This window comes from Azospirillum agricola (assembly GCF_017876095.1).
In the GTDB taxonomy this organism is placed as follows: domain Bacteria; phylum Pseudomonadota; class Alphaproteobacteria; order Azospirillales; family Azospirillaceae; genus Azospirillum; species Azospirillum agricola.
In genome coordinates this window covers 49,410-69,479 of record NZ_JAGINM010000029.1, presented here as the reverse complement: position 1 = coordinate 69,479, position 20,070 = coordinate 49,410, and the positions used below count along the sequence as shown (strand labels likewise).

Genomic DNA, 20,070 nt, shown 5'->3' with positions numbered 1-20,070 from the left:
AGCTCGTCAGGCTCATAACCTGAAGGCCGCAGGTTCAAATCCTGCCCCCGCAACCAAATCAAAGCCCCTGAAAGCTTCGCTTTCAGGGGCTTTTCTTCGTCTCCAGACAGAAGCGACCATCCATTTCGCCCGTGCTGTGGCTTCGACCACGCCGCTTCCTTGTGTCACGTCGGAAATTCCGTGTGTTCGATTCATGATGGTGCCGACATCAGGGCGACATCGATCATGTGTATTCCCATCGTCACGCGAGGCGCTCGTCCAGTCCTCTGCGTCAGCCCGAGCACGGCCGGCAATCGGCTGAAGAGGCGGGCCGGAGAAGCGGCAAGGAGATGGATCGTGATGGACTTCTCAATCGCCATAAACGCCTGGGGTATTCACACCATTCTCCCGAAGGCTTTGTCCGATGCGGAGATCAGGCTCTGGCAAACCGCGCTGCGGGAGGCCGCCGACCGCTGCAACGGATATGGGCGGGGCTGGAGCCTCATCGCCGATGTTCGCGGCCTCAACAGCGCTGATGGTGCGATGTTCCAGCCGTTGATCGCAACCGTTCTGCTCGACATCGTCAAGGGCGCGCTGGTCGAACGCTGCGCCCTGATCGCCATGGATGCCTGGCAAGCCGATCAAGTCGGGCGGGCCGCGGGTGGGGCGGATCCCGCGCGCAAAACCCGGATCCTCGCGGTGGAGGGGCGCGACCGCGTGCAGATCGCGGCGGCCTACAATTGGGCGCTGAACGGCACCCAGCCGCAGATGGCCCAGAATGTGCCGGCCGGGGCTGTTCTGCGCTTTCCCCAGGCTGCCAACCGGCAACGACTCTCCGTGACGGTCGCCAGCCCGGCGGCGATCCGCAGGGCGTCCTGACGGCCTTCCACAGGGGCGCAGCCCGGACCGGCATCATGCCGAACGAAAAACGGCGCCCCTGCGGGCGCCGTTTTCCGTTTCATGGGAAGGCCGCTTCTCAGACCACCCGATGCTCGTGCATGGCGGCGATCTGATCCGGTGTGTAGCCCAGGCCGGCGAGAACCTCGTCGGTGTGCTCGCCGAGCAGCGGCGATCCGGTGACCTCGACCGTCATGTCGGAGAACTTGATCGGGCTGCCGACCGTCAGATACTTGCCGCGCTGCTTGTGGTCGACCTCGACGACCGTGCCGCTGGCGCGCAGAGACGGATCGTTGGCGATCTCCTTCATCGACAGCACTGGCGCGCAGGGGATGTCGAACTTGCGCAGGATGTCGACGGCCTCGAACTTGGTCTTGTTCGACAGCCACTCCTCGATGAAGGCGAAGATGTCGAAGATCTTGTCCTGGCGCGCCAGGGCGGTGTTGTAGGCCGGGTCGTCGATCCATTCCGGACGGCCCAGCGCCTTGCAGATCGGCGCCCAGGCGTGGCCCTGGATGGTGAAGTAGATGTAGGCGTTGGGGTCGGTCTCCCAGCCCTTGCACTTCAGCACCCAACCCGGCTGACCGCCGCCGCCGGCGTTGCCGCCGCGCGGCACGACGTCCGAGAAGGTGCCGTGCGGGTACTGCGGGTACTCCTCAAGGTAGCCGACGCGGTCGAGGCGCTGCTGGTCGCGCAGCTTGACGCGGCAGAGGTTCAGCACGCTGTCCTGCATCGACACGGCGACCTTCTGGCCCTTGCCGGTCTTGGTGCGGTGCATCAGCGCGGTCAGGATGCCGATTGCCAGATGCATGCCGGTGTTGCTGTCGCCCAGCGCCGCGGCGCTGACGGTCGGCGGGCCGTCCCAGAAGCCGGTGGTTGAGGCGGCGCCGCCGGCGCACTGGGCGACGTTCTCGTAGACCTTGAGGTCCTGGTAATGGTGGCCGTCGCTGAAGCCCTTGACCGAGGCGACGATCAGGCCGGGATTCAGCTCGTTGATGCGCTCCCAGGTGAAGCCCATGCGGTCGAGCGCGCCGGGGCCGAAATTCTCCACCAGGACGTCCGACTCGCGGATCAGGCGCTCCAGCACCTCCTTGCCCTCGGCGGTCTTGGTGTCCAGCGTCAGCGAGCGCTTGTTGCTGTTCAGCATGGTGAAGTAGAGGGCGTCGGCGTCCGGAATGTCGCGCAATTGCGAGCGGGTGACATCGCCCGCACCCGGCCGTTCGACCTTGATCACGTCCGCGCCGTACCACGCCAGAAGCTGCGTGCAGGCGGGGCCGGCCTGAACGTGGGTGAAGTCGATGATCTTGATCCCGTCCAGTGGCTTACTCATGACTTCTACTCTCCCTTTTCGTTGTCTTGTGGCGGTGTTGGGGTGGGCGGTGTCGGGGCTCAGGCGTTGGCCTTGAGGGCTTCGAGATCCGCCAGTCGGCGCCGCAGCTTGCGGTCCTCGGCGAAGCGGGCGGTCTCGTCGCGGACGACGGCGACGATGGTGTCAACGCTGCCGTCGGGCTTGCGCAGCAGCGCCACGGTGAAGGCGATGGATAGGGCGTGGCCGTCCTTGTGCAGCGCCGGCACCCGCAGCACGTCGTTGCCGTAACGGGTCAGGCCCGTCCGCATGGTCTTGTCGTAACCGTCCCAGTGACGCTGGCGCTGGCGCTCCGGGATGATGAGGTCGAGCGACTGGCCGAGCGCTTCGGCCTGGGTGAAGCCGAACATGCGTTCGGCCGCCGCGTTCCACAGGGTGATGGCGCCCTGCGTGTCCGACACGATCACCGCGTCGCCGATGGCTGCGACCAGTTGGGCGTAATCGATGTCCGTGGTCATGACGGGCCTCGCACCAGGAAGGGACGCGACCCGCAGGAGCGCGGGTTCGTGAAAGGGATGCCGAGCGTTCGCGCGCTTTTCGGCGTTGGCTTCATTCCGATCTCCTCGACGCTTTTCGGGCGTCCGGCCTCGGCACCGTTCGAGACGCCGGCTTGACCCGCAGCGACTTCTTGCCGGTGTGGAGGGCCCTTGGAGCGGCCGCGCACTGACATTATCGATACGGTATACCAGATACCAATCCAAGGCAAGCGCAATTGAAAGCGCTCCGAACTATTGCGGATGCGAACAGAGTGGGAGGGGACGGCCACGCTGTGGGACGGCGGCGGAAAGGCAGGGAAAACCAGGGCCGCCAGCCGGTTGGGGCGGATCCCTTGCGTCAACTCGTCGAGGATGACGAAGCCGTTCATCGCGATGAGCGGCGGTCACGCGGTCGCGGACGGCTTCCGGAGCGGCGCCGATGTCGCCGACGGCTTTGCCGACGAAATGGATCACTCGGCGAGAGGAGAAGGCGCCGACGCCGGTGCTTCCCGACGACTCGCGATCCAGGGATGTGGCGATGGCGGTTGAGACGGTTGGGGGTACCCCCCCCAGCACCGAGGCCGTCCAGGAACGGGAGGCGCACGCCATAGAAAAAAGGGCGCCTTTCGGCGCCCTTTCGAGGGTTCCAAGGGCGGTCGGGCCCCTGGCGGGTGGGTTGCTGCGGAGGGCGGAGCCCTTCCGCAGTCCCTTGTCGGAAACTCGGCTCAGACGTCCAGCAGCAGGCGGCGCGGATCCTCGATCAGCTCCTTGATGCGGACGAGGAAGGTGACCGCTTCCTTGCCGTCGATGATGCGGTGGTCGTAGGAGAGCGCGAGGTACATCATCGGACGGACCTCGACCTTGCCGTTGACCACGACCGCGCGGTCCATGGTCTTGTGCATGCCGAGGATGGCCGACTGCGGCGGGTTGATGATCGGGGTCGACATCAGCGAGCCGTAGACGCCGCCGTTCGAGATGGTGAAGGTGCCGCCGGTCAGCTCGTCCATCGACAGCTTGCCGTCGCGGCCCTTCTTGCCAAGGGCGGCGATGGTGCCCTCGACGCCGGCGAAGTCCAGCTTGTCGGCGTCGCGGATGACCGGAACCACCAGACCCTGCGGCGTGCCGACGGCGACGCCGATGTCGTAGTAGTTCTTGTAGACGATGTCGGTGCCGTCGATCTCGGCGTTGACCGCCGGGATTTCCTTCAGCGCCTGGATGGCGGCCTTCACGAAGAAGGACATGAAGCCGAGACGCACCTTGTGGCGCTTCTCGAAGAAGTCCTTGTACTCCGAGCGCAGAGCCATCGCCGCGCTCATGTCCACCTCGTTGAAGGTGGTCAGCATGGCGGCGCTGTTCTGGGCCTCCTTCAGGCGCTCGGCGATGCGCTGGCGCAGGCGGGTCATGCGGACCCGCTCCTCCTGCGCGGCGCGCGGCCGCTCGCCCTGGGTGCCGGTGGCCCACTGGAACTTGGGCGCGGGGGCGGCGGTGGCCGGAGCCGACGCGGCGGGCTTGGCCGGGGCGGCCAGCACGTCGCCCTTGGTGATGCGGCCATCCTTGCCGGTGCCGGCGATGGAGGCGGTGTCGACGCCCTTCTCGTCGGCCAGCTTGCGGGCGGCCGGGCCGGAGGCGGCGATGTTGCCGGGAGCCGCGGCGGGCGCCGGGGCGGCGGCCGGAGCCGCCGCCGGAGCAGCCGCCGGAGCTGGGGCGGCAGCGGCCGCCGGAGCGGCGGCGGCACCGGCCGCACCCTCGGTGATGACGCCCAGCAGGGCGCCGACGCCGACGTTGTCGCCCTCGGGGGCGACGATCTCGGCCAGGACGCCGGCGGCGGTCGCGTTGACCTCCAGCGTGACCTTGTCGGTTTCCAGCTCGACCAGCGGCTCGTCGACGGCGACGCTGTCGCCGACCTTCTTCAGCCAGCGGGCGATGGTCGCCTCGGAGACGGATTCACCCAGCGTGGGGACCTTGATTTCGGTAGCCATGACTTCCTCAGTTCGTCTTTTTTTGGTCGCTTGGGTGAACGGATTACCGGACCGTCAGCGCGTCGTCCAGCAGCTTGGCCTGCTCCTGGTTGTGGCGCTTCAGCAGGCCGGTCGCGGGCGACGCGGTGGCCGGGCGGCCGGCGTAGACCGGACGGCCCGCCTTGTGGTCGGTGGCCTTCAGGCAGCCCTCGATGCGGCGGTCGACGAAGGTCCAGCCGCCCTGGTTCTCCGGCTCCTCCTGGCACCAGACGACCTCGGCGTTCGGGTATTTCGCGAACTCCTTGGCCATGGTGGTCTTGGGGAAGGGGTAGAGCTGCTCCAGGCGGATGAGGACGACGTCCTTGATGCCGCGGCTCATGCGTTCCTGCAAGAGGTCGTAATAGACCTTGCCGGAGCAGACGACGACGCGGCGGATCTTCTCGTTCTCGACCAGATCGTTGGCGGTCTCGCCGAGCACGCGGTGGAAGCTGGTGTTCGGCCCCAGCTCGGCGAGGTCGGAGATGCAGAGCTTGTGGCGCAGCAGCGACTTCGGCGTGAAGAGGACCAGCGGCTTGCGGAAGGAGCGGCGGACCTGGCGGCGGAAGATGTGGAACAGGTTGGCCGGGGTCGTGACGTTGCAGATCTGCCAGTTGTCCTCGGCGGAGTTCTGGAGGAAGCGCTCCGGACGGGCGGACGAATGCTCCGGCCCCTGGCCCTCGTAGCCGTGCGGCAGCAGCAGGACCAGGCCGGACATGCGCAGCCACTTGGATTCGCCCGACGAGATGAACTGGTCGATGATGGTCTGCGCGGTGTTGGCGAAGTCGCCGAACTGCGCCTCCCACAGGACCAGATTGTGCGGCTCGGCCAGCGAGTAGCCGTACTCGTAGCCGACGACGGCCGCTTCCGACAGCGGGCTGTCGTGAACCTCGAAGGTGCCCTGCTCCGGGTGGAGGTTGGTCAGCGGCAGGTACTTCTCTTCGGTGTTCTGGTCGTACATCACCGCATGGCGGTGCGAGAAGGTGCCGCGGCCGGAATCCTGGCCCGACAGGCGGACGCCGGTGCCCTCGACGAGCAGCGAGCCGTAGGCCAGCGCCTCGGCGGTCGCCCAGTCGATGCCCTCGCCGGTCTCGATGGCCTTCTTCTTGGCCTCGAGCTGGCGGGCGATCTTCGGGTTGATCGCGAAGTCCTTGGGATACTGGCAGAGCTTCAGGCCGATCTCCTTCAGGAGGTCGAGCGAGACGCCGGTGTTGCCGCGGTGCTCGGTCTGTTCGTCCTGCTGCTGGAGACCCGCCCACTTGCCTTCCAGCCAGTCGGCCTTGTTGGGCTTGTAGGTGCTCGACGCCTCGAACTCGGCTTCCAGCTTCTTCATGAAGTCGCTGGTGATCTGGTCGCTCTCGGCCTGGGTGATGACGCTCTCGTCGACCAGCTGCTTGGCGTACAGCTCGCGCGTCGTCGCGTGGGCGCGGATCTTCTTGTACATCAGCGGCTGGGTGAAGCCCGGCTCGTCGCCCTCGTTGTGGCCGTGGCGGCGGTAGCACACCATGTCGACGACGACGTCGCGCTTGAACTTCTGGCGGAACTCGATGGCCATGCGGCTGACATGGACCACGGCCTCGGGGTCGTCGCCGTTCACGTGGAAGATCGGCGCCTGCACCATCTTCGCCATGTCGGAGCAGTAGACGCCCGAGCGCGAGTAGGTCGGGTTCGTGGTGAAGCCGATCTGGTTGTTGATGATGAAGTGCATGGTGCCGCCGGTGCGGTAGCCGCGCAGCTCCGACAGGCCGAGCGTCTCGGCGACGATGCCCTGGCCGGCGAAGGCGGCGTCGCCGTGGATCAGCACGCCCATCACCTGCTCGCGTTCCAGGTCGCGGCGCTGCTGCTGCTTGGCGCGCACCTTGCCGAGCACGACCGGGTTGACCCATTCCAGGTGGGACGGGTTGGCGGTCAGCGACAGGTGGACGATGTTGCCGTTGAAGTCGCGGTCCGACGAGGTGCCGAGATGGTACTTCACGTCGCCCGAGCCCTGGACGTCGGTCGGGCTCGACGGGTTGCCCTGGAACTCGGAGAAGACCGCCGAGAAGGGCTTGCCCATGAAGTTGGTCAGCACGTTCAGACGGCCGCGATGGGCCATGCCGACGACGACCTCCTTGAGGCCGAGCTGGCCGCCGCGCTTGAGGATCTGCTCCAGCGCCGGGATCATCGACTCGCCGCCCTCAAGGCCGAAGCGCTTGGTGCCGGTGTACTTCAGCTGGAGGAACTTCTCGAAGCCCTCGGCGGCGGTCAGGCGCTCCAGGATGGCGCGCTTGCCGTTCACCGTGAAGTCGGTGTGGTTGCGGCCGCCCTCGATGCGCTCCTGGATCCAAGCCTTCTCTTCGGGGTCCTGGATGTGCATGAACTCGACGCCGATCGTCCCGCAGTAGGTCTTGTGCAGGATGTCGAGGATCTGGCGCAGCGTCGCCGTTTCCAGGCCGAGCGAGTAGTTCAGGAAGATCGGGCGGTCGAGGTCGCCGGGGCCGAAGCCGTAGGTCGCCGGATCGAGTTCCGGGTGCGGCTCGCGCTTTTCCAGGCCCAGCGGGTCGAAATGCGCGTTCATGTGGCCGCGCACGCGGAAGACGCGGATCAGCATCAGGGCGCGGATGCTGTCGAGGGTCGCCGCGCGCAGTTGCTGCGGGCTGATGCCGCCATGGACGGCCTGCGCGTGGGCGACGAGGCCGCCGTTGGCGGGGCCGGCGAAGCCGTTGCCGCCGGTGGTCTCCGGGGCAGCCCCGTTCGTCTCATCGTCCCGCAAGGTCCAGGAGGCGCCGCGCAGCTCGTCGAGCACGGCGCGCGAATCGTCGTCCAGGTCCTTGAAGAAGCCGTTCCAGCTCGGATCGACCGCGGCGGGATCCGTGAGGAAGCGGGCGTAGAGTTCGGCGACGTAACCAGCGTTCGATCCGAAGAGGAACGAGGTCTGCTCCAAATTTGCCGACATGATTCACTTCGGGCTTTCGCCCGATTCCCTGTGTGGGTTCTTTTGTGCGTCTGGAAAGCGCGGCGGCCTCCGGATCCCGGTGCGAGTCGGGATCCAAGGGCCGCCGGCCCTTGGCAGGGGGTGGCGGGGGACGGCGTCCCCCGCCTGTACCTCAGCCCTTGAACACCTTCAGCATGGTCGAGCCAAGCGAAGCGGGGCTGTCGGCGACGGCGATGCCGACCGACTTCATGAAGTCGATCTTGAAGTCGGCGGTGTCGTTGCCGCCGGAAATCACGGCACCCGCGTGGCCCATGCGGCGGCCCGGAGGGGCGGTGCGGCCGGCGATGAAGCCGACGACCGGCTTCCTGGTGCCCGACGCCTTGAGGAACTCGGCGCCCTTGACCTCGGCGTCGCCGCCGATCTCGCCGATCATGATGATGCCCTCGGTCTCCGGGTCCTTCACGAACAGCTCCAGGCTGTCGACGAAGTTGGTGCCGTTGACCGGGTCGCCGCCGATGCCGATGCAGGTGGTCTGCCCCAGACCGGCCGCCGTGGTCTGCGCGACGGCCTCGTAGGTCAGCGTGCCCGAGCGGGACACGATGCCGATCTTGCCGCGCTTGTGGATGTGGCCGGGCATGATGCCGATCTTGCACTCGTCCGGCGTGATGATGCCGGGGCAGTTCGGGCCGATCAGGCGGGTCGCCGAGCCGTTCAGGGCGCGCTTGACGCGCACCATGTCGAGCACCGGGATGCCCTCGGTGATGCAGACGACCAGCGGGATCTCGGCGTCGATGGCTTCCAGGATCGCGTCGGCCGCGAAGGGCGGCGGCACGTAGATCACCGACGCGTTGGCGCCGGTCTTCTCGACCGCGTCGGCGACCGTGTCGAAGATCGGCAGGTCGAGGTGCTTGGCGCCGCCCTTGCCGGGGGTCACGCCACCGACCATCTTGGTGCCGTAGGCGATGGCCTGCTCGGAGTGGAAGGTGCCCTGGGCTCCGGTGAAGCCCTGGCAGATCACCTTCGTGTTCTTATCGACGAGAACAGCCATTTCACGCGGCCTCCTTCACGGCCTTGACCACCTTCTCGGCGGCGTCGGCGAGGTTGTCGGCCGAGAGGATCGGCAGGCCGGATTCGGCCAGGATCTTCTTGCCCAGATCGACGTTGGTGCCCTCCAGGCGGACGACCAGCGGCACGTGCAGGTGCACTTCGCGCGCGGCAGCCACCACGCCCTCGGCGATGACGTCGCAGCGCATGATGCCGCCGAAGATGTTCACCAGGATGCCTTCGACGTTGCTGTCCGAGAGGATCAGCTTGAAGGCCGCGGTGACGCGCTCCTTGGTGGCGCCGCCGCCGACGTCGAGGAAGTTGGCCGGTTCGCCGCCGTACAGCTTGATGATGTCCATGGTGGCCATCGCCAGGCCGGCGCCGTTCACCATGCAGCCGATGTTGCCGTCGAGCTTGACGTAGTTGAGGCTGTGCTTGGCGGCCTCGATCTCGTACGGATCCTCTTCGGCCTCGTCGCGCAGCTCTTCGACGTCCTTGTGGCGGAACAGCGCGTTGTCGTCGAAGCTGATCTTGGCGTCGAGCGCCAGGATGTCGCCCGAGCCGGTGACGATCAGCGGGTTGATCTCGACGATCGCGCAGTCCAGATCGACGAACGCCTTGTAGGCGGCCGTGATGAACTTGGCGGCGGCGCCGACCTGCTTGCCCTCGAGACCCAGCGCGAAAGCGACCTTGCGGGTGTGGTAGCCCTGGATGCCGGTCGCCGGGTCGATGGCGACCTTGACGATCTTCTCCGGCGTGTTGTGGGCGACCTCCTCGATCTCCATGCCGCCCTCGGTGGACGCCATGATGGTGACGCGGCCGGTGGCGCGGTCGGTCAGCATGCCGAGATACAGCTCGCGCTTGATGTCGGCGCCTTCCTCGACGTAGAGGCGCTTGACCTCGCGGCCTTCCGGACCGGTCTGCTTGGTGACCAGAACGTGGTTCAGCATCTCGCCGGCGTTCTTGCCCACGTCCTCGATGGACTTGACGACGCGGACGCCGCCCTTGCCCTCGGGGTTGTCCTTGAAGCGCCCGGCGCCACGGCCGCCGGCGTGGATCTGGGACTTCACGACCCAGACCGGACCGCCCAGCTCGCGGGCGACCGTCTCGGCCTCCTGCGGGGTGTAGGCAACGCCGCCGCGGGGAACCGCGACGCCGTACTTCTTCAGCAGGCTTTTGGCCTGATACTCATGGATGTTCATCGGGCGTCCATCTGTTTTTTGGTTCGGCTGACGAGATCGGATCGACTGACGATGGGGAACCGCCGCGGCCCGGCCTCCGGCACCCGCTCCCGACCTGTGGGAGATGGGGTGGAGGCCGGGCCGCGGGAAGGGCCTTAGGAGGCGGCCTTCTCGGCTTCCTGCTTCTTGACGACGTCGACCAGGGTCTTCACGGCGTCGACCGAGTTCTGGAACATCGCCTTTTCGTCGTCGTTCAGCTCGATCTCGATGATCTTCTCGACGCCGCCGGCGCCGATGATCACGGGAACGCCGACATACAGGTCGTCCTGGCCGTACTGGCCGGTCAGGTGGGCGGCGACCGGCAGGACGCGCTTCTGGTCCTTGAGGTAGGCTTCCGCCATCTGGATGGCCGAGGCGGCCGGGGCGTAGAAGGCCGAGCCGGTCTTCAGCAGCTTGACGATCTCGGCGCCGCCGTCACGGGTGCGCTGGACGATCTGGTCGAGCTTCTCCTGCGTGGTCCAGCCGAGCTTGACCAGATCGGGCAGCGGGATGCCGGCGACGGTCGAGTAGCGGACGAGCGGGACCATGGTGTCGCCGTGGCCGCCCAGCACGAAGGCGGTGACGTCCTCGACCGAGACGTTAAACTCCTCGGCCAGGAAGAAGCGGAAGCGCGCCGAGTCGAGCACGCCGGCCATGCCGACCACGCGCTCCGGCGGCAGGCCGGAGGCCTGCTGCAGCACCCACACCATGACGTCGAGCGGGTTGGTGATGACGATCACGAAGGCGTTGGGGGCATACTTGCCGATGGCCTCGCCGACGGTCTTGCAGACGCCGCTGTTGATGCCGATCAGGTCGTCGCGGCTCATGCCCGGCTTGCGTGGGATGCCGGCGGTGACGATCACGACGTCGGCGCCCTCGATGACCGAGTAGTCGTTGCCGCCGGTCAGGCTGGCGTTGTAGCCCTCGACCGGGGCCGTCTCGGCCAGATCCAGCGCCTTGCCGGCCGGCATGCCTTCGGCGATGTCGAACAGGACGACGTCGCCCAGTTCCTTCTGGGCAGCGAGCAGGGCCAGCGTGCCGCCGATCTGGCCGGCACCAACGAGCGCAATCTTCTTGCGAGCCATGGAGCGTTTCCTAAAACGTTGAGCGTCCCCCATTCAGCGGGAGACTAGAACCAATGGTCATTCTAACGTCTTAGGGATCCAGCGCCCCGAGATTTCGGGATGGTTGGTAGCGCGTTTTGTCGCGGAGAGCAAGCGTGACCGCAACGCTGCTGTTGCAGCGCAGTGCCGCAGCCCCGATCTTCATTGCGCGCGACAGGATCGCCGGGTTCTATGCGTAGGATATCCAATCGTTTCGCGACCCGTTCACGAAGGTTCAAGGGAGAGCGTCCATGGCCCGTTTCACCACTTTGCTGTCCGTGTCCCTGCCGCTGGCGCTGCTGGCCGGCGGGGCGCTGGGGCAAACCGTCGCGGACTACGAGGCGGCGCTCGCGGCGGCGCCGGTCACCGACAGCACCAGCGCCGTCAGCGTCGCCCATTGCCGGACGCTGACCAACTACGTCTTCACCAACATCCCCGGCGGCGAGCGCAGCGGGCTGGTCCTGCCGCTCTACACCTTCAGCGGCTCGGACGCGGCCGGGATCGCCGACAAGCGGGCGGCCTGCGGCGAGGTGCGCAAACAGCCGCTGATCGCCTTCGACGGCGGCACGGGCGAGCAGATCGTCACCCCGGCCGAGGCGCTGGCGTCGCCGACCGACCGCGGCCCCTATTACAAGGAGCCGTCGGCCGACACGCCGGTGCCGCACACCGGCCGCGCGACGCCGCGCCAGCCGATGCCGCGCACCGGCACGCCGTAAGGACGGTCGCCGGCCGGGCTCAACTGCGGATGCCGTAACGCTCCAGGTGCCGTTCCATGGCGGTGGCGGACAGCGGGAAACCGCTGCCCTGCCGGGCGTTGAGCATCGAGCGCGGCGGGATGCCGGCGACGCGCGCCTGGATCTGCATGGCGCAGCGCATCGACAGCCCGGCGCGCCAGACCAGCGCGGTCACCGCCGTCGCGTCGTGGGCGTCGAGGATCAGGTCCACCACGTCGGGCGCCACGCGGGCGCGCAGGGTCAGGGCGGCGCGGACGAATCCGGTCTCGTTCCAGGACAGGGCGTCGCCGAGCGCGGTCTCGTCCAGCTTGCCCTGGCGGTGCAGGCGGACGGCGCGGCGCTCCGGCGATTCGCCGCCGTCGGCCGACTGGGCGGCATCCTCCGCCCAGTCGATGCGGCGGCGGGTGGCCGCCGCGATCTCCGCCGCCGTCGCGTCGTCGAAATCGGGGCGGCGGCGCAACGCCTCGACCACCGTCAAATCGACGAAATCGGCCAGACGCACCGCCAGCCGGCGGGGCAGGGCGGGGCGGCGGGCCAGCGTCGCCTGCCAGTCGGGATGGCGGGCCGCCGCCTCGACCAGGGATTCGAGCGTGCGCTCGGCGATCACGGCGCCGCTGTTGTCGAGCAGGATGCCGGTCGCCACGGCGTCGCCGGTTCCGGCGATGGCGTCGGACAGCGGGGCGCCGACATGGCGCCGCCGCGCGATGGCCGCCAGCGCCCAGCCGGCGGGGGCGCCGGCGACGATGTCCAGCAGATCCTCGTCGGTCAGGGCGGCGCAGCAGCGCAGCACCGGCTCCGCCACCGAGCGCTCGACGTCGCGCGCCAGCGTCGCCACCAGGGCGGGCGGCGCGCAGGCGACGTCCTTGATCGCGGTCGCCAGCGCCTCGCGCACCCGCAGGATGTGGTCGCGGGCGAGCTGCTCCAGCGCGCGGACGGCGACGGCGCCGACGGTCTCCGCCCCGCCCGGCGGCAGGTCGGGCAGCAGGCGGCACAGGGTGCGGGCCAGCCGGGCACGCACATCGGCGTCTCCCATTCCGGCCAGCCGCGACTCGACCAGCGCGTCGCCGACCCGCTGCGCCGCCCTGCGGGCCGGGGATGGCGCGGGAAGCGGGGCCGGGAGGCTGCCGGCCGGCGGCTCGTCGAACAGATAGCCGAGCAGCTCGGGCGCCACTCCCTCCTCGGCATCCGCCGTGGGAACAGGGTGGGGGAGGGGGCGCTGGGGTGTCACCGGACCATGAGCCTCGACAGGGATGCCCCGATGTGGGGAGACGTGGGCATTGCACCATCATGCAACCGCAGCTTCGGTTAACAGCCGGCTAATTCGGCTACGCGCGAACCGCCGATCTCCTGCGTCCCTTTTTCCTCAGCGTCCCGGTTCAGCGCCGCTTCGCCGCCGGGGTGGAGCCCAGCATGCTGCGCTGGGCCAGCATCGGACGCGGCTTGCTGCGGCCGCCCAGCGCCTTGATGGGAAGCGACTGGTCCAGCCGGTGCTTGTCGAACTGGTCGAAGATGCGCAGCAGGCTGTCGGCGGTTCCCTCGCCGTAATGGATGTCGACGCGGGCGCGGTCGAGCTCGCTGCGCAGAGTGTCGCGCAGCCGGCCGAACAGGCTGTCGAACAGCGTGTCGAAATGCTCGTCGGCGAAGACGAAGCGCCGGTCGCGCAGCAGCTCGGTCATCCGCCGGATGAAGGCCTGGCGCTGCTGGTGGAACTGGCGGAAGCGCAGCATGACCCGCACGAGCAGGGTGTCGGCCAGCACCGCCAGCGTGTCCTCGCCGGCGATGCGGTCCCAGATCCTCTCGTCGCGCTCGCTGCCGATGCGGTTGTAGATGGCGACGGCGTCGGCGTTCAACGCCTGCCATTCCCGGTCGTAGAACAGGCCGTTCAGGCTGGCCTGGAGGCCGCCGACGATGATCTGGGGGAAGCGGGCGCCGGTGATCGGGTCCATCACCTCCGGCACCCGCGCCCGCAAGGTGGAGACGATCAGCCGCGTCGCGAAGTCCCGCCGGCGTTCGTCGGGCTTCGGGCCGGGCTGGGGGGCCGCGTCCGGCTTCCCGCCGCCGCAGCCCTTGCCGGTCCGGCAGCCGGCGGCGGTGCAGGACTGGCAGATGCCGGCGAACAGCGGCAGGACGGCCGGCCAATGCGCCATCATCAGGTTGACGGCGCGGGTGAAATCATCGCGCGACAGGGCGCCCTTGCTGGAGAATTGCGGCTCCAGCGCTTCCTGGAAGGTGCTGACCAGGGCCTGTGCCGCGCGGTGGTGGCGCACGAAGGGCGGTGGATCGGTCGTCATCCCGGAAAGCTCCCCATCGGCCCGCGCCTGTCCGAAGCGCGGCGGTGATGGGACAATTTATCGCGCATTTTATCCATCCCGCTGTGACGGCGGTCACAGGCGCGGGCCGGGCGGCGTCCGGGCAGAAAAAAAGGCCGCAGCCCCGAGGGGCGCGGCCTTTGAAGTCTAGGGAGGAAACGCACTGCAAAATGCAGTAACGAAGCGGAGTATACGGACCTCCCCCTGTTAGCGGTATCACGCTTTTGGAATTGGTGCGGTGCGGCATCCGCATGGCACGGAACGGAATAAGTCTTTTTCTGCGCGCACAATAGGCAGGCGGGCAGAAGATTGCCCAAGCCGCGAACAAAGATCCTTTCGAGGGAGGCGCAAATGATCCCGAATCTGGACTGTCGCGTTTTCAAGAAGAGGAAGAAGCGCCGGATGGCGCTCCTTCCATTTCCCTGTGGAAGGACTGGTCAGGCCGCCAGCTTCTCACGAATGAGCGCCTTGGTTTCCGCAACTCCGTAAAGTTGAATGAAGGAGCCCATGCGCGGACCGGTTGTCTGGCCGAGCAGCACCTCGTAGAGCGCCTGGAACCAGGCGCGCAGCTCGGTGAAGCCGTGCGCCTTGCCGACCTCGAACACCTCGTTCTGGATGACGTCGGCCTTGGCGTCGGCCGGCAGCGCGTCCAGCTTGACCAGCAGGGCCTCCAGCGCCGCGCGCTCGGCGTCGGTGGGCGCGCGGAAGCGCTTCGACGGCTTGATCTGGTCCTGGTAGTAGCGGACCGCGTAGCCGACCATGCTGTCGAGGAAGGGGCTGTTCTCCGGCGTGGCGTCGGGCGCGTAGCGGCGGATGAAGCCCCACATGGTCTCCTTGGTCTCGGCGTTCGCCGCCGCCGCCAGATTGAGCAGCAGGATGAAGGAGACGTCCGAGCGCACCGCCGGCGGCTTGCCGCCATGGATGTGCCAGGCCGGATTCTCCAGCTTGCGGGCCGGCTCCTCGCCATGGACCTTGTCGACGAAGGTCAGGTACTCGTCCACCGCGCGCGGGATGACGTCGAAATACAGGCGCTTGGCCGATTTCGGCTTCTGGAACATGTAGAGGGCGAGGCTCTCCGGCGGCGCGTAGGCCAGCCACTCCTCCATGGTCAGGCCGTTGCCCTTCGACTTGGAGATCTTCTGGCCCTTGTCGTCGAGGAAGAGCTCGTAGTTGAAGCCCTCCGGCGGGGTGCCGCCGAGGATGCGGCAGATCTTTCCGGCCAGTTCGGCCGAGGGGATCAGATCCTTGCCGTACATCTCGTAATCGACGCCCAGCCCGAACCAGCGCATGCCCCAGTCGGGCTTCCATTGCAGCTTCACATGGCCGCCGGTGACCGGCAGCTCGACCTTCTTCCCGTCCTCGTCCTCGAAGACGATGGTTCCGGCCTCGAGGTTGCGCTCCAGCACCGGCACCTGGAGGACCCGGCCGGTGGAGGGCGAGACCGGCAGGAAGGGGCTGTAGGTCGCTTGCCGCTCGGCGCCCAGCGTCGGCAGCATGACCGCCATCACCTCGTCGTAATGGCGCAGCACGCCGAGCAGGGCGTCGTCGAAGCGGCCGGACTTGTACCAGTCGGTCGAGGACTGGAACTCGTACTCGAAGCCGAAGCTGTCGAGGAAGGCGCGCAGCCGGGCGTTGTTGTGGGCGCCGAAGCTGTCGTGGGTGCCGAACGGGTCGGGCACCTGGGTCAGCGGCTTGCCGAGGTTGGCGGCGACCAGCTCCTTGTTGGGGATGTTGTCGGGGACCTTGCGCAGCCCGTCCATGTCGTCCGAGAAGCAGAACAGCTTGGTGGGCAAGTCGCTCATGGTCTGGAAGGCGTGGCGCACCATGCTGGTGCGCGCCACCTCGCCGAAGGTGCCGAGATGCGGCAGACCCGACGGGCCGTAGCCGGTCTCGAACAGGACGTAGCCTTTGGCGGGCGGCGCTTTCGCGAAGCGCGCGACCAGTTTGCGCGCCTCCTCGAACGGCCATGCCTTCGCCTGCAACGCCAAATCCCGCTCGCCGGTCATTGTCGGACCCTTTCGACACCAGAAACATAAGAATGGAAGAGGGCAACGACCCTAGGGCGGGGCGGGCGTGCCGTCAACCGCAGGTGCGCGCCGTTGAAGCCGTCCGGGGGCCGTCGCCGGGCTTGCCGGGCGCCGGGCGGGGGGCTAGGCTCGCGCCGCCTTTTCCGCTTTCCGCCGGGTGTGTTCGATGAGCTGGCTGTATCTGGGCGCGGCGATCGCGCTGGAGGTCATCGCGACCTCGGCGCTGAAGATGTCCGATGGGCTGACGAAGCCCTGGCCGGTCGCCGTCGTGGTGCTCGGCTATGTCGCGGCCTTCGCGCTGCTGGCGCAGGCGCTGAGGACGATGGAGGTCGGCATCGCCTACGCCGTCTGGTCGGCGGCCGGCACCGCGGCCATCGCCGCGATCGGCGTGCTGGTGTTCGGCGAGACGCTCAGCGCCATGAAGGTTCTCGGCGTCGTGCTGATCGTCGCCGGCGTCGTCAGCCTTCATGTGGCGGGCGGCCCGGCGTGACCGGCGCCCGCTCGCGGGGCTGATTCCCGGCAAGCGGCGGGGGCGCCGGCCGCGACTGCCGGGCGGCGCGCTCCACCGCCTCGGCCGGGCCGGGGCGGCCGAGGAAGTAGCCCTGGGCGACGTCGCAACGCAGGTGGCGAAGCTGGTCCAGCGTCTCCTGGTCCTCGACCCCCTCGGCGACGGCGGTCAGGTTCAGGTTGTGGGCCATCTGGATGACGGCGGCGGTGATCTTGGCGCTGTCGTGGTTGCGGCAGAGATCGGCGATGAAGGAGCGGTCGATCTTCAGCTTGTCCACCGCCAGACGGCCGATGTAGGACAGGTTGGAGTAGCCGGTGCCGAAATCGTCGATCGAGAGCTGCACGCCCAGCGTCTTGAGCCGGCGGATGTTCTCCACCACCAGATCGGTGTTCTGGATCAGCATCGATTCGGTCAGCTCCAGCTCCAGGCAGAGCGGATCGAGGCCGCTGCCGGCCAGCGCGTCGGTGACCGTCCGCACCAGATCGGTCCGCTGGAGCTGGCGCGCCGAGAGATTGACCGCCACCGTCAGCGGCAGGCCGGACTCGTGCCAGCGCGCCGCCTGCCGGCAGGATTCGCGCAGCACCCATTCGCCGATCGGCACGATCAGCCCGCTGTCCTCGGCGATGGGGATGAAGTCGCCGGGCGGGATCAACCCGCGCTCGGGGTGGTTCCAGCGGAGCAGCGCCTCGGCCCCGATCACGGCGCCGCTGTCGATCGCCACCTGGGGCTGGTAGGCGACCTGGAACTCGTTGCGCTCCAGCGCCCGGCGCAGGCCGCTCCGGGTCGAGAGATGGGCCACCGCCTCGGCGTTCATCGCCTCGGCGAAGAAGCGGTGGGTGTTGCGGCCGCTGGCCTTGGCGTGGTGCAGGGCGGTGTCGGCGTTCTTCAGCAGCGTCGCGAAGTCGCTTCCGTCGATCGGGGCAAGCGCGATGCCGAAGGACAGGGTGACGGTCAGCTCGTGCCCGTCGATGTCGAAGGGCCGGGCCATCGCCTCGTGAAGCGAGGCGACCGTCTCGACCACCGCGTCGGCGTCGGGCAGGCCGGACAGCAGCAGCAGGAACTCGTCGCCGCCCGGCCGGCTGACCGTGTCGGTGTCGCGGACGCAGGCCGTCAGCCGTTCCGCCACCGCGCGCAGCAGCCCGTCGCCGACGCCGTGGCCCAGCGAATCGTTCACCGTCTTGAACTGGTCGAGGTCGCCGGCCAGCAGCGCCACGATGCGGCCGTTGTGCTCGCTGCGGGCAATGGCCTGGGTGGCGCGGTCCTGCACCAGCAGCCGGTTGGGCAGCAGCGTCAGCGGGTCGTGGTGGGCCAGGAACTCCATGCGCTCCTGCGCCGCCTTGCGTTCGGTGATGTCGCGCACCACCACCAGCAGCCGGCGGTTGCTGCCGCCGAGCGGCGCGCGGCGCATGTTGACCTCGACCCAGAACAGGCTGCCGTCCAGCCGGCGGGCGTGCCATTCGAACAGCGGGGTGTCCCCGTCGGCGGCCTTGCGCACCCAGCCGACGGCGTCCTCCAGGCTGTAGGGCGGCTCGCCCGCGCTCAGCATGCCGATGTCGAGCGCCGACAGCGGCACGTCGCCGATGCCGTACATCTCGATCATCCGGCGGTTGGCCTGGATGATCTCGGTGCCGTCGAGGTCGTGGATGAAGATGGCGTCGTTGACGCTGTCGAAGATGGTGCGGAACCGCGCCTCGCTGGCCGACAGGGCGGCGACGGCGTCGCTCAGGCTCTCGGTCTTGGCGTCGACCTGCCGGCGCAGCAGCGTGATCCAGACCAGCGTCACCGCCCCCAGCGCCAGCGCCCCCAACAGAATCCTGGCCAGCAGCGACAGGAGGTTGGATTCGGCCGGGTTGGACAGCTTGCGGCCGAACCAGCGCTCGTCGATGGCGCGGCGCTCCTCGGGGGTGATCAGCGCGAAGCCGTCGGCGACCTGCTGGAACAGCGCCGCATCCTCCTTGCGCACCGCCCAGCGGAGTTCCCCGGTGTAGAGCGGGTCGGTGTAGCGGAACTGGCCCTGGATGCCGCGTCTGGCCATGTAGTAGCGCGCGGACGGGTCGTCGATGCAGAAGACCAGCAGATCGCGCCGGGCGGCGGCGTCGAGCATCGCCTCGAAGTTCGGGAAGCGCTGGAAGCCGGTGATGCCGCGGTCGCTCAGCCATTCGACGCAGAAGTCGCTGTCCTTCACCCCCACCGTGAAGCCGCGCAGGGATTCGGCGCCGGTGATCCCGCTGAGGTCGGCGTTGAACCAGATCGGCACGTCGATGGCGGCGTAGGGCGCCGAGAAGGCCAGGGTCCGTTCGCGGGCGGGGCTGCGGAAGATCGTCTCGATGACGTCGGCCTTGCCCTCCTCCATCACCTTGCGTGCCAGCCCCCAGTCGGTGGGCAGAAGCTCCACCGCCACCCCGGTGCGGCGCGACCACAGCGCCCACAGATCCGCCACGATGCCCATGTGGACGCCGTTCGCGTCGCGGAAGCTGAAGGGCGGGTAATTGTCGTCCATCGTCACCCGGACGACGGAGCGCGCGGCCGGCTGCCCGGCCGGCTCCGCGCCCGCCGCGCGCGTCCATCCCGGCACGGCGGCCGCCAGGACCACGGTGGCGCACAGCGCGAAGGCGGCGCGGCGCGACCCCGATCCAAGGCGCGAAGGGACGGATGGCATGCAGGACCCGGCGGGTTGTTGGGCGGTGTTCAGGCGCGCTGTGTGGATGACGGTGCCTGCGCACGGGTTGCCCCGCCGCTTTCTCCTTGTCCAATCCCGAGTCTACTCCTTTTGTTGCGAAGCGGCAACGCGAGGTTCGGCAGGTCCGGCGAAGATCACGCGCGCAGGTTGGTGCTGTTGGATCTGATCGATACCTCGGCCGGCCCGGATCACAGCTTGAGGGTGCGATGATTCGATGGCGTTCGACATTCCGTTGCTGCGCCGTTACTGTGACGATTAAGATGATCGCGGCGATGGCGGCGGGGTTGTTTCGATGGACAGAACGCGGGCTGCGGTGTTCGGGTTGCGGGTCGGCCATGCCAAGGCCGGGGATGTGTGGAAGGCGGCCTGCGAGGACATCGTGGAAGGGCTCGGCGTGTCGCGGGCCAGCGTCTGGGTCTTCGACGCGGACCACGAGACCCTGGTCTGCCGCAACCTGTTCGACGCCGCGCGGCGGGAGCACCGGTCCGGCATCGTGCTGGCGCGCGCCGACCATCCCGACTATTTCCGCGCCATGACCAACAACGCCCGCATCGTCGCCTCCGACGCGCTGGGCCATCCGGCGACGAAGGGGTTCGCCGACGGCTACTTCAAGGACAGCGACGTCCGCAGCCTGCTGGACTTCATCGTCCTGCACGAGACCGTGCCGGTGGGCGTGCTGTGCTGCGAGCAGTCCGGGACGATGCGGGAGTGGAGCGCCGCCGACATCGCCTTCCTGCAATCCGCGGCGATGCTGATCGGCACCGTGTTCCTGGCCGGGAGCACCGCGCCGCCCTGACGCGGCCCCCCCCCCCGGCGCGG

General features: G+C 68.2%; 16 protein-coding genes. 5 read left to right on the top strand and 11 right to left on the bottom strand.

Translation table 11 applies throughout. The annotated features are described in order from the left end of the window. The first annotated feature begins 339 nt into the window (after positions 1 to 339). Positions 340 to 858 (top strand): hypothetical protein, encoded by a 519-nt coding sequence (locus J2847_RS29870; protein ID WP_209782375.1) that lies wholly within the window; start codon positions 340 to 342, stop codon positions 856 to 858. A gap of 97 nt (positions 859 to 955) precedes the next feature. Here the strand turns inward: J2847_RS29870 and frc are convergent, their stop codons facing one another. Together frc and J2847_RS29860 are read right to left on the bottom strand one after the other, a co-directional pair. Beyond that, positions 956 to 2,206: a formyl-CoA transferase gene (gene frc, locus J2847_RS29865; RefSeq protein WP_085555918.1), complete on the bottom strand. Its 1,251-nt coding sequence runs from the start codon at positions 2,204 to 2,206 to the stop codon at positions 956 to 958. Positions 2,207 to 2,265: 59 nt separating this feature from the next. Next, positions 2,266 to 2,700: a PAS domain-containing protein gene (locus tag J2847_RS29860; protein ID WP_209782374.1), complete on the bottom strand. Its 435-nt coding sequence runs from the start codon at positions 2,698 to 2,700 to the stop codon at positions 2,266 to 2,268. Between the two features lie 390 nt (positions 2,701 to 3,090). Here J2847_RS29860 and J2847_RS29855 point away from each other — a divergent pair, with 390 nt between their 5' ends. Continuing rightward, positions 3,091 to 3,267 (top strand): hypothetical protein, encoded by a 177-nt coding sequence (locus J2847_RS29855; protein ID WP_209782373.1) that lies wholly within the window; start codon positions 3,091 to 3,093, stop codon positions 3,265 to 3,267. Positions 3,268 to 3,443: 176 nt separating this feature from the next. Here the strand turns inward: J2847_RS29855 and odhB are convergent, their stop codons facing one another. The 5 genes from odhB to mdh all read right to left on the bottom strand — a co-directional run bounded on the left by odhB (position 3,444) and on the right by mdh (position 10,975). After that, the gene (gene odhB, locus J2847_RS29850; protein ID WP_209782372.1) at positions 3,444 to 4,697 is read right to left on the bottom strand and encodes a 2-oxoglutarate dehydrogenase complex dihydrolipoyllysine-residue succinyltransferase; all 1,254 of its coding nucleotides are present in this window, start codon (positions 4,695 to 4,697) and stop codon (positions 3,444 to 3,446) included. A gap of 43 nt (positions 4,698 to 4,740) precedes the next feature. Then, on the bottom strand, positions 4,741 to 7,647 hold the full coding sequence (locus tag J2847_RS29845; protein WP_209782371.1) for a 2-oxoglutarate dehydrogenase E1 component: 2,907 nt from the start codon (positions 7,645 to 7,647) through the stop codon (positions 4,741 to 4,743). Positions 7,648 to 7,798: 151 nt separating this feature from the next. After that, entirely contained in the window at positions 7,799 to 8,674 is an 876-nt protein-coding gene (gene sucD, locus J2847_RS29840) for a succinate--CoA ligase subunit alpha (protein ID WP_209782370.1), read from the bottom strand. Between the two features lies 1 nt (position 8,675). After that, positions 8,676 to 9,872 (bottom strand): ADP-forming succinate--CoA ligase subunit beta, encoded by a 1,197-nt coding sequence (sucC, locus tag J2847_RS29835; RefSeq protein WP_209782369.1) that lies wholly within the window; start codon positions 9,870 to 9,872, stop codon positions 8,676 to 8,678. Between the two features lie 134 nt (positions 9,873 to 10,006). After that, positions 10,007 to 10,975: a malate dehydrogenase gene (mdh, locus tag J2847_RS29830; protein WP_085555924.1), complete on the bottom strand. Its 969-nt coding sequence runs from the start codon at positions 10,973 to 10,975 to the stop codon at positions 10,007 to 10,009. A gap of 269 nt (positions 10,976 to 11,244) precedes the next feature. On the opposite strand from mdh, the gene J2847_RS29825 reads away from it, so the two are divergent. Then, the gene (locus tag J2847_RS29825) at positions 11,245 to 11,709 is read left to right on the top strand and encodes a hypothetical protein (RefSeq protein WP_209782368.1); all 465 of its coding nucleotides are present in this window, start codon (positions 11,245 to 11,247) and stop codon (positions 11,707 to 11,709) included. Between the two features lie 19 nt (positions 11,710 to 11,728). Here J2847_RS29825 and J2847_RS29820 read toward each other — a convergent pair whose 3' ends face one another. The 3 genes from J2847_RS29820 to J2847_RS29810 all read right to left on the bottom strand — a co-directional run bounded on the left by J2847_RS29820 (position 11,729) and on the right by J2847_RS29810 (position 16,042). Continuing rightward, complete coding sequence (locus J2847_RS29820; RefSeq protein ID WP_325169511.1) at positions 11,729 to 12,898, bottom strand: DUF2336 domain-containing protein; 1,170 nt, start codon at positions 12,896 to 12,898, stop codon at positions 11,729 to 11,731. Between the two features lie 205 nt (positions 12,899 to 13,103). Next, positions 13,104 to 14,018 (bottom strand): hypothetical protein, encoded by a 915-nt coding sequence (locus tag J2847_RS29815; protein ID WP_209782366.1) that lies wholly within the window; start codon positions 14,016 to 14,018, stop codon positions 13,104 to 13,106. A gap of 455 nt (positions 14,019 to 14,473) precedes the next feature. Further along, a complete protein-coding gene (locus tag J2847_RS29810; protein ID WP_209782365.1) occupies positions 14,474 to 16,042 on the bottom strand; it encodes a lysine--tRNA ligase in 1,569 nt (522 codons plus the stop codon). Between the two features lie 187 nt (positions 16,043 to 16,229). On the opposite strand from J2847_RS29810, the gene J2847_RS29805 reads away from it, so the two are divergent. Further along, complete coding sequence (locus J2847_RS29805) at positions 16,230 to 16,553, top strand: DMT family transporter (protein WP_209782364.1); 324 nt, start codon at positions 16,230 to 16,232, stop codon at positions 16,551 to 16,553. On the opposite strand, the gene J2847_RS29800 is transcribed toward J2847_RS29805, so the two are convergent. Further along, positions 16,522 to 19,230 carry an EAL domain-containing protein gene (locus tag J2847_RS29800; RefSeq protein WP_209782363.1) on the bottom strand — a complete coding sequence of 903 codons (2,709 nt, stop codon included), beginning with the start codon at positions 19,228 to 19,230 and terminating at the stop codon, positions 16,522 to 16,524. The genes J2847_RS29805 and J2847_RS29800 overlap by 32 nt on opposite strands. 313 nt (positions 19,231 to 19,543) lie before the next feature. Between J2847_RS29800 and J2847_RS29795 the strand changes: the two genes are divergently transcribed. Continuing rightward, on the top strand, positions 19,544 to 20,047 hold the full coding sequence (locus J2847_RS29795; protein WP_209782362.1) for a GAF domain-containing protein: 504 nt from the start codon (positions 19,544 to 19,546) through the stop codon (positions 20,045 to 20,047). The last annotated feature ends 23 nt before the right edge of the window (positions 20,048 to 20,070 follow it).

Excerpts from the sequence above, each read along its gene's own strand:
- J2847_RS29870 (WP_209782375.1), top strand. The coding sequence starts at position 340 with ATGGACTTCTCAATCGCCATAAACGCCTGGGGTATTCACACCATTCTC.
- frc (WP_085555918.1), bottom strand. The coding sequence starts at position 2,206 with ATGAGTAAGCCACTGGACGGGATCAAGATCATCGACTTCACCCACGTT.
- J2847_RS29860 (WP_209782374.1), bottom strand. The coding sequence starts at position 2,700 with ATGACCACGGACATCGATTACGCCCAACTGGTCGCAGCCATCGGCGAC.
- J2847_RS29855 (WP_209782373.1), top strand. The coding sequence starts at position 3,091 with ATGACGAAGCCGTTCATCGCGATGAGCGGCGGTCACGCGGTCGCGGAC.
- odhB (WP_209782372.1), bottom strand. The coding sequence starts at position 4,697 with ATGGCTACCGAAATCAAGGTCCCCACGCTGGGTGAATCCGTCTCCGAG.
- J2847_RS29845 (WP_209782371.1), bottom strand. The coding sequence starts at position 7,647 with ATGTCGGCAAATTTGGAGCAGACCTCGTTCCTCTTCGGATCGAACGCT.
- sucD (WP_209782370.1), bottom strand. The coding sequence starts at position 8,674 with ATGGCTGTTCTCGTCGATAAGAACACGAAGGTGATCTGCCAGGGCTTC.
- sucC (WP_209782369.1), bottom strand. The coding sequence starts at position 9,872 with ATGAACATCCATGAGTATCAGGCCAAAAGCCTGCTGAAGAAGTACGGC.
- mdh (WP_085555924.1), bottom strand. The coding sequence starts at position 10,975 with ATGGCTCGCAAGAAGATTGCGCTCGTTGGTGCCGGCCAGATCGGCGGC.
- J2847_RS29825 (WP_209782368.1), top strand. The coding sequence starts at position 11,245 with ATGGCCCGTTTCACCACTTTGCTGTCCGTGTCCCTGCCGCTGGCGCTG.
- J2847_RS29815 (WP_209782366.1), bottom strand. The coding sequence starts at position 14,018 with ATGACGACCGATCCACCGCCCTTCGTGCGCCACCACCGCGCGGCACAG.
- J2847_RS29810 (WP_209782365.1), bottom strand. The coding sequence starts at position 16,042 with ATGACCGGCGAGCGGGATTTGGCGTTGCAGGCGAAGGCATGGCCGTTC.
- J2847_RS29805 (WP_209782364.1), top strand. The coding sequence starts at position 16,230 with ATGAGCTGGCTGTATCTGGGCGCGGCGATCGCGCTGGAGGTCATCGCG.
- J2847_RS29800 (WP_209782363.1), bottom strand. The coding sequence starts at position 19,230 with ATGCCATCCGTCCCTTCGCGCCTTGGATCGGGGTCGCGCCGCGCCGCC.
- J2847_RS29795 (WP_209782362.1), top strand. The coding sequence starts at position 19,544 with ATGGACAGAACGCGGGCTGCGGTGTTCGGGTTGCGGGTCGGCCATGCC.